General features: G+C 43.1%; 10 protein-coding genes. 5 read left to right on the top strand and 5 right to left on the bottom strand.

The genetic code is table 11. The features are described 5' to 3' along the window. A partial coding sequence (locus tag ACT3QP_RS09080; protein WP_444525260.1) for a TrmO family methyltransferase domain-containing protein occupies positions 1-658 on the top strand: 658 nt, incomplete at its 5' end. A 123-nt stretch (positions 659-781) separates the two neighbouring features. Continuing rightward, positions 782-2,569, top strand: a complete 1,788-nt coding sequence (locus ACT3QP_RS09075; protein WP_444525259.1) for a GspE/PulE family protein — start codon at positions 782-784, stop codon at positions 2,567-2,569. Positions 2,570-2,590: 21 nt separating this feature from the next. Here the strand turns inward: ACT3QP_RS09075 and ACT3QP_RS09070 are convergent, their stop codons facing one another. Continuing rightward, positions 2,591-3,256: an acyltransferase gene (locus tag ACT3QP_RS09070; protein ID WP_444525258.1), complete on the bottom strand. Its 666-nt coding sequence runs from the start codon at positions 3,254-3,256 to the stop codon at positions 2,591-2,593. 198 nt (positions 3,257-3,454) lie between these two features. Between ACT3QP_RS09070 and ACT3QP_RS09065 the strand changes: the two genes are divergently transcribed. Then, complete coding sequence (locus tag ACT3QP_RS09065) at positions 3,455-4,243, top strand: TatD family hydrolase (protein ID WP_444525257.1); 789 nt, start codon at positions 3,455-3,457, stop codon at positions 4,241-4,243. A gap of 220 nt (positions 4,244-4,463) precedes the next feature. After that, entirely contained in the window at positions 4,464-5,147 is a 684-nt protein-coding gene (locus ACT3QP_RS09060; protein WP_444525256.1) for a TetR/AcrR family transcriptional regulator, read from the top strand. 92 nt (positions 5,148-5,239) lie between these two features. Here the strand turns inward: ACT3QP_RS09060 and ACT3QP_RS09055 are convergent, their stop codons facing one another. From ACT3QP_RS09055 to ychF, 4 genes are all read right to left on the bottom strand, one after another. Further along, positions 5,240-5,920: a TetR family transcriptional regulator gene (locus ACT3QP_RS09055; RefSeq protein ID WP_444525255.1), complete on the bottom strand. Its 681-nt coding sequence runs from the start codon at positions 5,918-5,920 to the stop codon at positions 5,240-5,242. 104 nt (positions 5,921-6,024) lie between these two features. Beyond that, positions 6,025-7,458, bottom strand: coding sequence for a deoxyguanosinetriphosphate triphosphohydrolase (locus ACT3QP_RS09050; RefSeq protein WP_444525254.1), 1,434 nt, complete (start codon positions 7,456-7,458; stop codon positions 6,025-6,027). A 290-nt stretch (positions 7,459-7,748) separates the two neighbouring features. Next, positions 7,749-8,384 carry a hypothetical protein gene (locus ACT3QP_RS09045; protein ID WP_444525253.1) on the bottom strand — a complete coding sequence of 212 codons (636 nt, stop codon included), beginning with the start codon at positions 8,382-8,384 and terminating at the stop codon, positions 7,749-7,751. A 129-nt stretch (positions 8,385-8,513) separates the two neighbouring features. After that, entirely contained in the window at positions 8,514-9,605 is a 1,092-nt protein-coding gene (gene ychF, locus ACT3QP_RS09040) for a redox-regulated ATPase YchF (protein ID WP_444525252.1), read from the bottom strand. 360 nt (positions 9,606-9,965) lie between these two features. Here ychF and ACT3QP_RS09035 point away from each other — a divergent pair, with 360 nt between their 5' ends. Then, positions 9,966-12,146, top strand: a complete 2,181-nt coding sequence (locus ACT3QP_RS09035; RefSeq protein ID WP_444525251.1) for an ATP-dependent helicase — start codon at positions 9,966-9,968, stop codon at positions 12,144-12,146. The last annotated feature ends 36 nt before the right edge of the window (positions 12,147-12,182 follow it).

Here is a 12,182-nt window from a genome sequence, read left to right as displayed (position 1 = left end):
AGACATAAAAACAGACAATTTGGCTAATAAAAAAAATGCAGCTACGACAAAAACCACTGGCTTTCGCCCGCAAGTACGGCCACCACGACTGGGCGGTAACCAAAAGATAGGTGTCTTTGCCAGTCGTAGTATGTACCGACCATCAGCGTTAGGGCTATCAGTCGTCAAGCTGGAGCATATCAAAATTGTACAAGGGAGAGCATTGCTCGTCATTAGCGGTGCGGACATGATAGATGGCACGCCTATTGTTGATATAAAGCCGTATGTGGCTTACAGTGATGCACTGATAGCGGCAACAAGCGGGTTTGCACCTTCTGCTCCTGAGCTGTTGGAGGTGACGATAACGGAGTCTGCCTACGAGCAGTTTTTGGCATTAGCTGATACCGAGCAGAGTTTTGAGAATGACCAAGCAATTAATATAGAACAGGATATACAGCAAGATACGGTTGCGGCATTTATAGGTCAGATGCAGAGTCAGTTATTATTGTCTGATATGGATATTATTAAAGCACTCGTTGCGCAAGATCCGCGTCCAGCCTATCGACGCACAGAGGTACATATCACGTTTGTTATGCGCTATAAGTCTGTTGATGTGAGCTTTCAATTGATAACATTAGGGCAGTTGCAGATAACAGCTGTGGTAGATGTGAGCTTGTAGAACATTTTGCCCATTTACAGTCGAGCAAAGCTGAGTACCATTAGGCGGTACTGATTATAAATAGCCCGAGCCGATTATAGATAGGTAAGGCCGATTTTTTACCAACCAAAAAAGAAGAAAAATATGTCTGAGCAAAAATATTCGATAGTGATTGATTTGCGTTGGTGCCTAGATGAGTTGTTGGCAGATAAGGTAATCGATCAGCGTGGCTATAATCTGGTTATTACCAGCCGACGTGATAAGACGCAGCATCCACTGTTAACCATTCGTGATTTTGGTTTGCCAAATGCTCATGCGGTCGATAGCAGTGCTGAGAACAAATTAACGTTATCATGGCTGAATCAGTGGCTCGCTGCCAAAGCGGGTATGCCACTCGTGCGTATCGATCCCCTAAAAGTCGATGTGCCTGCGGTGACAAAGTTGATGTCGTTTGAATATGCACGCTCACAGCACATATTACCAGTTGAGGTCACGGTGGACGAAGTGGTCATCGGTACCGATCAGCCATTTTATACTGACTGGCAATCGAGTATAGAAAAGCTCATCAAAGCCAAAAGCTATCGCACGGTCTATATCAATCCTGAGCAAATAAATCGTTATCGCCAAGAATTTTATCAAGTGACGCAAGCGATTGCGGGTGCAAATAGCGTTCATAAGCGTGCAGCATCTGATGTTACTAATGTTGAAGCGTTATTGCAATTGGGTGACAATACCAATCCTGATGCCAATGATCAGCATATCGTAAAAGTCGTTGATTGGCTGTTGCAATATGCGTTTGAGCAGCGTGCGAGTGATATTCATCTTGAGCCACGCCGTGAGACTGGCAAGGTGCGTTTTCGTATTGATGGCGTGTTACATACCGTCTATGAGATGCCCTTAGCGATTATCGTCGCGGTCACAGCGCGTATTAAAATTTTGGGACGGCTCAATGTCGCAGAAAAGCGGAAACCGCAAGATGGCCGACTAAAAACGCGCACACCAAAAGGGCTAGAAACGGAACTGCGTCTCTCTACCATGCCGACGGCTTTTGGTGAAAAGTTAGTCATGCGTGTGTTTGATCCTGAGGTGCTGGTACGCTCGTTTGCGCAGCTGGGCCTTTCTGGTAAGCAGCTTGAAACGTGGAATGAGCTGACATCGCATCCGAACGGAATTATTCTGGTCACAGGCCCAACGGGTTCGGGTAAAACAACCACCTTGTATAGTACATTGAAGCAGCTTGCCACAGAGCAGGTTAACGTCTGTACCATTGAAGATCCGATTGAAATGATCGAGCCAGCCTTTAACCAAATGCAGGTGAATGCAGGTGTTGATTTGCACTTTGCCGATGGTATTCGCTCCTTGATGCGCCAAGATCCAGACATCATCATGGTCGGTGAGATTCGTGATGCTGAAACAGCTAATATGGCAGTGCAAGCCTCGCTAACAGGGCATTTGGTGCTGTCGACGTTGCACACCAACGATGCACCAAGCTCAATCACGCGTTTGCATGATTTGGGTGTGCAGCCATTTTTGACCTCAGCAACTATATTGGGTGTGATGGCACAGCGCTTGCTACGTACCTTATGTCCACATTGCAAGCAAGCGGTCGATGTCACGCCTGACAGTGAGATTGCAATTCAGTGGCAAGAGCTAGTACAGCCTTGGCGCGCACCAGCACCGGCACAGATTTATACCGCAAATGGCTGTGAGCACTGTCGCCATACTGGTTATCAGGGTCGTGTTGGTTTGTATGAAATCATGCCATTGTCAAATGAGCTCAAAAAACTGGTCGCGGCAGATTCGAGCCTAGATCTTCTTAAGCAGCAAGCATACCGAGAAGGCGTGCAGCCATTACGGCTATCTGGCGCAAAGCGCATTAGTGAAGGTGTCACGACCATAGAAGAAGTGATGCGCGTAGTACCTCTTAATTAAGGGTCAAAGTGTAAACTACTTTTAGCGCTCCCAGCGTACATTTTGGCGAATGATTTTGGCTGGCGTGCCCGCGACCATGCAGTTAGGTGTGATGACTGGTTTATTGACAAAAGAGCCAGCTGCAATGATGCAGCCACTGGCTATAGAAACGTTTTTAGAAATCGTCACATTGGCAGCAATCCAAATATGATCTCCTAAAACAACGTCTGAATGTGCAGTATTTATCTTAATGTCAGCGTCCATATCATAAACTTTATGCACGTCAGTGGCGCGAATCTCAATGCCGCGCGATATCATGCAAGCGTTACCAATGCTCACGCTTTTGTCACGTGCCAAGATATAACAGTCAATCGCGGTGGTGCGTTTACCAATATGAATGTGTAGATGGTTACCAACGATTAATAACTGCCCAGAGAATTTGACCTGCTCTGCGATAGTTATATGATTGTGATTGCCGTTGATGTCGATTTTTAACTTATTAAATTTACCGCGTTTGCCGATGGTAATTTGATTGTCATGACCTTTACGAATGGTGATAACTGAGCCGCCAACAATATGTGCATCACTAGCGATATCAATATGATTGCTATGCCCTTTATCTTGTAACAAAAACCGTCGCTTATACAGCTGCTTGGGCAAGATAGCTTTTATGATGGGCGATAAGGTGATGGTTTTTTTAGGGTTCATAATGGGGTCTATTGTACATTCAAATATTAGGACTATTGATAGTGTACCGTTAAACAATACTTGAAAACAGCCTGTTTAAGAACAATAACTAGAGTATGTTCTAGATCATCTATTTAAGTCATCTATTGAATTATTTATTCAGATACTGAATGCCAATATTTTTATTCATCCATTTCTATTTTTACTAACGAGACTTTTATGTTTACTGATACACATTGCCACTTAAACCGTCTAGATCTAACCAAATATGATGGTCAATTATCGGGTGCGATCGCGGCTATGAAAGAAGCCAACGTCACTCGAGCAATGGCGATTATGTGTGATTTTGCTGAATGTGATGAGATTGCCAATATCGTTAGAACCTATGGTGATGACACGCTTAATCTTGGTATGAGCGTGGGCATTCATCCCTGCGAAGATATTCGCGTATTACAATCAGCCACTGTTGAGCGTTTGGTAGAAACCGCTGCTGCAGATCATGTATGGGCAATTGGAGAGACGGGGCTAGATTATTACTGGTCAACGGAAAATAAAAAGGCGCAACAAGACAGCCTGGCTCGTCATATTCATGCCAGCCAACGTTTGAAAAAGCCACTGGTCATACATATGCGTGATGCTAAAGAAGATACAATCAATATCTTAAAAGCTGAAGGGGCAGAGCACGGCATTATTCACTGCTTTACCGAGGACTGGGAGACTGCAAAAAAAGCACTCGATTTAGGGTTCTATATCTCATTCTCGGGTATCGTCAGTTTCAAAAGTGCCCAACAAATCAAAGATGCCGCAAAAAACATGCCTAGAGACAGACTGCTTATCGAAACGGACAGTCCTTACTTAGCGCCTGTGCCCAAACGTGGTAAACCCAATGAGCCTGCATATGTACCTTACGTTGCAAGTTGCATCGCGGATATGTATGGTTGTAGTAGCGAGGAGATAGGCGCATTAACTGCAAAAAACTTTGAAAATTTACTGGCACAGTATCATTAAAATGGTTATGCTATGACCAGTCAGTCATTTGCTGTACGGGCTTATAGTTGTAGGCTGTTAATTCGTATAAGCGTATGATTATAAAATATTAATTAGGAAATGTAAGCAGATTCTCTATCGTTTTTTCTAGAAGGCTTTATATGATTTAATACTGATCATATCGCTGATCTGATATAAATGATGATTATATGCTAAATGTTGTTAGGTTTTAGGAGAGGTTATGAGTCGTCAGCGTCAGTTCAAGTTACGAGAAGAGAATATCTTGGCGATGGCAGAGCAGCTGCTACTTGAGTCCGGTGATGGTGATATTACTTTAGACAGTTTGGCAGACCAGCTGGATTTGGCTAAAGGTACGCTATATAAGCATTTCTCCAGTAAAGATGAGCTTTATTTACGTATTATTATACGTTATGAAGAGCATTTGTTTGATATCAATCGGATTGATGACTGTGCGTCGGCGGGCGTAGCGCGTATGATTTTTCAGCAATTATTTAATCCGCAAAAAGCCATGCTACTGAATCAGATTGAAGAGCGTTTAGCAGCTTCTGCTACAGGTCTTAATCGCTTATTTGGTGAACTGTATGATATTCGCCGTCAGCGCATGAAACGATTGATTGATATTATTAGTGCTTACTTAAAGGATGAGCGCAGTAGTTTGAGTACGCGTGATTATTTATCCTCGATTTGGGCCATGGGTCAGGGCGGAGCAGGACTTTTAAATTCGAGCTTTTATCAACGTTATTTGGGTCGTCGAGACACCTTGCGCTACGCCTTTGTACAGCAGATATTAGAATTGCCCAGTCATTATCCTGCTATCAGTGACGAAGTCATGGATGAAGATATGCAGGAATTGGTAGAGCAAATTGAGACTGAGTCAGAGGAGCATCGCAATACCAGTTATTAGTTGGAAAACCAACTGTCATCGAAAAACCAACTATCAATAGTTTTTAGAGCGTGTCCTTATTTTCATCAGCATTTTTGAAATGAAGACACGCATTAGTCTCTTAAGTCTGTTTCTTCACTAGATTTCCAGTTATAAGCACCATAAAACAGCATTTGAGCTTGGCGAGTGCAGTTATGAAGCATGAGCTGCTTATTCTGCTCAACCTCGTTCAAATCAATTTCATCATCATGGTCTTCCGTATAGGTCAGCTCTAACCAATCAATGATCCAAGAAAAGAACATGTTTACCCCAGCTTCAGCCAATAAACGCCGATCATAGGCATTGATATGCGTAAATGCTGGTTGTAGTGCTAAGTCATCAGCGAGGCCTTGAGCATGTTTTTTAATGAGATCGTTGATGGCCTTACGAACCGCTTCTGAACCACCATAACGTTCACTGATCAAAAACTGCCAGTAATAAGGCTGGTCACTGACCATGTACAAAAACAACTGAATACTCTTGGCAATTTGACGATCGAAGCTGCGCTTACGTCCGATCTGTAAGCTATCGCTTAATATTGCCAACGTGCCTCCTAACTCTTCAACCACCAGTGCTCGCCCGAGTGATTCCATATCATCGAAATGCCGATAAAATGCAGTCGGTACAACACCGACCTCACGCGTGACTTGTCTGAGGCTGATAGAGCTAAAAGACTGTCCTGTCATACATAAATCGAGCACAGCATTAAAAAAGGCGTGTCGAGTTTGAAGTTTTTTTTGTTCGCGACTACTCATAATATTTCAAAATTATCCGATAGGGTTTTATCATACTCATTTCAGCATGAAAATACGACTGAAATACGCAATTTGCGTGAATTTATTAAACCTACATTGCTCTGTTAAACCATTGTACTCCAGTGACCCTGCAATTCTTGCGCCAGTCGATAGGCTTCGTGGTCGTTCATACCCGTAATAAAATCCAAAATATTTAAAATATTGTGGTAAATATTGTCTGACAAGTCACGGCGATGCTCATGGAAATGTGGCTGTAGCAGCTTTAGTAGGCGCTGCTGCTCAAAAGACATGAATTGTGATGGAGCTGTAGTGTCATTCCCTGTCCAAGCGAGCGGCATAAAGGCGTCTAATAGACGATGCAAGCATTGGTTAGCCATCAGCTCCATGCGTACTTTGCTTGGGTGATTGAATATCTTTTCACGTGCCAATTCTTTGGCTTGGTTAATACCATTTTGTACGGTGGTGTCACAGTGATCAAATAGGCTGCCTCGCAGTTTTCCAGCGAGCAGGGCGTCACTATTGGCGACAAAGGCATCGGTTACAGTATTGACCAAACGCATCATGGCTCGTGCCCGTAACGACGCTAGACTTTGTCTGATAGATAAGTGTGTGGGTAAGTGAATAGTGGTCGGTCGCTCACCAATTAGCTCGTAAAATATAGCAGCTACTTCAGCGTAGGTGAGTATATTGAGATTGATGCCATCTTCTAAATCAATCAAGGCATAGCAGATATCGTCTGCCGCTTCTAGCAAATAAGCCAGTGGATGTCGTGCAAACCCATCATGTTGCTCTGAGCGCGGTAGGTTTAAGCACGCTGCCAACTCTTCTAGTTGCGAGGCTTCACTATAGAAGCAGCCAAACTTTTGCACTTTAGTGGCTGTGGCACTTTGAGAAAGGTTTTGAACATCAGGGTTGCTATGTATCGCTAGCCAAGGGTACTTCATAAAAGCACCTAATGTCGCACAGGTCAGTCTCATACCGCCTTTATCTGGATGATGCTCATTGCGAGCCAACAGCCGAAACCCTTGGGCATTACCTTCGTATGCTAGTAAATCTAGTTTTTCATTGTTATTCAGACCTTGTAATACCGTTTGCTGCTCAGGTTTTATAAACCAATCACGAATGGCATACTCTCCTGCATGACCAAAGGGTGGGTTGCCAATATCATGGGCAAGGCATGCTGCTTGTACAATCACGCCAACATCATCTGATGAGGTGCCTGTGGGTAAACCGCTGGCTAATTTATCATGGAGCTTTTCTGCTGCCATCATCCCAAGCGAGCGTCCAATACAAGAGACCTCAAGTGAGTGCGTTAAGCGAGTATGAATCCCTAGCTGATTGGTCAGCGGATGGACCTGGGTTTTTTGATTGAGCTGTCGAAATGAGTGCGAAAAAACCAGTCTGTCATAGTCTTTATGGAATTGAGAACGGGTGCTTTTATTGGCATTGAATTTTTTAGAAGCACCAAGGCGCTGTGAATTGAGAAGGTGAGACCATTGTGTGGTAGGGGGTGACAAAGAGATTGGTGTATTTAGCATATTGCAATATCCGAAACTAAGGGAGTTTCTAGCATAGCAAAATAGCGACCTTGGTACAGCATACTATAGTCAAAGAGCTTTAAAATGGCTATAAGGTAACCGACTGCAGATTGTACAAATAGTATGTCTCAGGAGGGTAACACTGTAGCCGGCTTAGTCGTTCACTGACTTATATGGTAATAGTCGTATAATAGAGCCGCTACAGTATCAACCTCGCTGAGTATCACAGTATGTGGTTGATACTCAGCTTTTTTGGTTTACCTTATTGCGAATTAAAATGCGGCCACATGCTAAGATTTTTGGCAGTTAAATAGTACTTCCTCTTCTTCGATTGCCACATCACTGTCTAGTGTTTTATTGCGCAATGTTGCTTGGTCACCATTTACTTGCCATATGATACCGTGAGTATCATCCAGTCCAATCTCACCTACATAGGCTTGTGTATTGGCATCAGTGTTATTATCTGAGATAGCGACCAAATCGTAATCTAGACCATCGATAATTAAGTTTGCAGTGTGTGGTGTACTGTCGTTATGGTAAGAAACACCAATAGTCGCAGTGGGCTCACAGGCAAACGGCGTACCTGCACTGGCATGATCGTGTCCTTCATGTTCATCATGATCGTGTCCTTCATGTTCATCATGATCGTGTCCTTCATGTTCATCATGATCGTGTCCTTCATGTTCATCATGATCGTGTCCTTCATGCTCGTCATGATCGTGTCCTTCATGCTCGTCATGATCGTGTCCTTCATGCTCGTCATGATCATGTCCTTCATGCTCATCATGATCGTGTTCTGCCGTTACTTCTTCAGATGTTGCAGTATCTGTGTCTGTACTTGGCTGACAGCCCAATAACGAGCCTGTCATGATACTTCCTATTAGTGCAACGCCTACAAATCTAGAAAAAGAGAAAGAATCAGTCATGATACGGTTCCTAAAATAAGTGAAAATAAAGATATGTTATAGTATAACAATAGACATATAAAATAAAGCCGATGCTGGAGAATATCCAGCATCGGCTCATAAATTACGGTTTGTGCTTATCGTATAAGGTTACACGTTAAAACGGAAGTGCATGACATCGCCGTCTTGTACAATGTAGGTTTTACCTTCTAAGCGTGATTTACCAGCGGCTGCTGCGCCTTTTTCACCATTGTATTCAATAAAATCATCATAAGCGATGACTTCAGCACGAATGAATCCGCGCTCAAAATCAGTATGAATCACACCAGCGGCTTGCGGTGCAGTTGCACCAACAGCGACAGTCCATGCGCGAACTTCTTTGACACCAGCGGTAAAGTAGGTCTGCATATCAAGCAAATCATAACCACCACGAATGACTTGATCTAGACCGGCTTCCTCCATGTCCATTTCAGCCAAAAAGTCTTTTTTGTCTTCTTCATCAAGCTGAGCAATTTCAGCTTCGATTTGGTTACATAGTGCGATGACGATAGAATCTTCACCAGTGGCATAGTCGCGCACTGCGTCAAGATATGGGTTATTTTCAAAACCATCCTCAGCGACGTTAGCGATATACATGGTTGGCTTTAGGGTGATTAAACCGTAGCTTCTGATCAGTTTCTTCTCATCAGCATCTAGAGTAGCCGCCCGTGCTGCTTTACCTTCTGCTAATAATGGCTCAATCTTTTTGAACACATCAAGCATGGCTGCAGCGTCTTTATCACCACCTTTGGCTTTTTTGGTTAGGTTAAATACGGCACGTTCGACCGCTTCTAAATCTGCCAATGCCAGTTCGGTGTTGATGGTTTCGATGTCATCAATCGGGCTGACGCGACCATCGACGTGAACGACGTTGTCATCATCAAAACAGCGTACAACGTGAGCAATCGCATCAGTTTCACGGATATTGGCTAGGAACTGGTTGCCCATACCTTCACCTTTTGACGCACCTGCGACCAAACCTGCGATATCCACAAATTCCATGGTCGTCGGTAGTACACGCTCAGGGATGACGATATCAGCCAGTTTCTTTAGGCGTGGATCAGGTACTGGCACGATACCCGTATTGGGATCTTTGGTACAAAAGGGAAAGTTTTCAGCGGCGATACCCGCTTTGGTCAAGGCGTTAAACAAGGTGGATTTACCCACGTTTGGTAGGCCGACGATGCCGCAATTAAAACCCATAACATTCTCTCAATATAGTAATAAAATCAGTTGATATAAAATTTGGATAAATGATAAATCAAAATTGGGCACATTGTAGCAAATTTACCTGAATAGGGGTGAGGTTGTTGTGCTGTAGACTGAGATTTAGCACCTGTTATTGCTAGCAATTTTGCCATTGTGTCTATTATGGTAAGCTGTGCTATCAAATAATAGTTTGGCTTGTGGGCGCATGACAAGTAAGTACCGATGACTCACCAAACTTGACGAGTAATCTTCATTATGAACACCACATACTCTCAGTCAAATTTTCAAACAGCTATGTATAAGTGCTCCGTATAGATAAAGTCAGCTAAAACAAATGAAAGGCCACCCCTTATAATGACGACCACAATTTTTGATACACGCCGCTATAGTTATCCGAAAAATTTCAAGGAGATTAAGCCCAAGCTTGCTCGCCTTGAGAAAGCGATAAAAAAATTAGAGGCAAACCTAATCAATGCTGATGACGATGCAAATATTGAATTACTTAATCAACGGTTGAATGGTGATTTAGTATTAAAAGTAGATTATGCCAGTGAGTTAAACCCTAATCAGTTATTGGCAGCCACCACTATTGAAGGCAAGGTATTGGTCATCGCTGGTGCCGGTTCTGGTAAGACCAAAACGCTCACTTATCGAACTAGCTATTTGTTAGAAAGTGGCGTGTCGCCTAAAGAGATTTTGTTACTGACCTTTACGCGTAAAGCCGGCAATGAAATTAAAAGTCGTGCAAAGACATTGTTGAGCAATAATTTATCTGATAAGGATTTGGCCAAAGATAAACTGCCAACGGATAAGCGGCTCAATGATATTGCTAGCGGCACCTTCCATTCATTTTGTAATATGCTGCTGCGTCAATATTCAGGGCTGCTTGGTATCAACCCACGATTTACGATTTTAGACACGGGTGATAGTGAAGATGCGATTGATCTAATTCATAAAGAAAAGAAGTATCCCGCCCAAACCAAAAACCAAGCTTTTCCTCGTAAAAAAACCTTACAAAACATCTTTTCAACGTCTAGAAATAGACGCATTCACATACGAGATTTAATCGAAAGTAACTATCCTGATATTGCGGTACACATACCGATTATTGAGCAGTTGGCAGTTGACTTTCATGAGTACAAGCGTGCCAATCACCTTTATGACTTTGACGATATTATCAGTCAAGTGGTACGTCACCTAAAGACCAATGATAAATTTCGACAGCTGCTGCAGCGTCAGTATCGCTACGTTATGGTGGATGAGTATCAAGACACCAATATTCCACAAAAAGAGCTGATAGATTTGATTTGTGAGCCTGAGTCGGTATCACTGATGGTCGTTGGTGATGACAACCAAAGCATCTATGCTTTTCGCGGTGCTAACTACGAAAATATCTTGTTATTTGGTGAAGGCTATCCTAATGCCAAACTTATCAAGCTTGAGCAGAATTACCGCAGTACGCCTGCTGTACTAGACTATATCAATGCCTTATCGGAGCAAATCACATTAGGCTATCAAAAACAGCTGCACTCTAATACTTCAGTCGCCGGAATCAAGCCAGTATTTAGTCGACTGCGTGATGAGACCCGCGAGGCCAAATATATCGCTGATAAAATTATCAAGCTAAAATCAGGGTTTGATTATGACGACTTTGCTGTGTTGTGCCGCACATCCTTTCAGTCCAGCTATGTGCAGCTCGTATTTATGGAGCGTCACATTCCATTTATCGTGGTAGGTGGTATCAGGTTTATTGAAAGACGACATATAAAAGACGTTTTGGCCTTCGTTAAAATACTTTATAACCCAAACGATACGATTGCATGGCACCGTATTTTGACGTTGTTTAAAGGGGTAGGGTCAGTCACCGCAACACGCTTAACGCAAGCCATTAATGCGGATAATAATTCTTTTGAGCCATTATTGACGGCAAAGTTTGCCAAAAAAAGCGAGCAGTTTGAGCCTTTGTACACTTTGCTCACCAAGGCAGATCGGGCAAAATCAGTCAAGACAGTCATTGAGCAGATTCTGAAGTTTTATATTCCTATTCTAAAAACGATTGAGGATAATTGGCGAGAGCGTAGTGAGGACTTTCGTGTACTCAAAAAACTGGCAACAGAATATAGCAGTCTTGATAGTTTCCTAGAAAACTTGGCACTCGATCCACCCAATGATTCAGTGGCGACGGCTAGCCAGTCTAAAACAAACAATACCGATAAAGTCACCATCTCAACCATTCACAGTGCGAAAGGGCTAGAGTGGCCAGTGGTGTTTGTCAATTCATTGGTTGATGGTATGACGCCACATCATCGCTCGTTGGATGACTTTGAGGAATTAGAAGAAGAACGTAAGCTGTTTTATGTCGCCTGTAGTCGAGCCAAGTCTCAGCTGTACCTCACTGCACCTGATTACTTTGCCAGTTATTCAGGTTATTTTGACAAGCCATCGCGTTTTATCGCTGAGCTATCTGCGAATGAGGTGACGGTTGAGACCGCTAAAAAGCCTGAAGAAAAAAGTAATGATCCTGAGTGGTGGTGAGGTTTCGCAGATATAATCACCACCCATTGAGCTTTA

Source organism: Psychrobacter sp. AOP7-B1-24 (assembly GCF_052376215.1).
Lineage (GTDB): Bacteria > Pseudomonadota > Gammaproteobacteria > Pseudomonadales > Moraxellaceae > Psychrobacter.
This window is presented reverse-complemented; position numbering and strand designations above follow the sequence as displayed.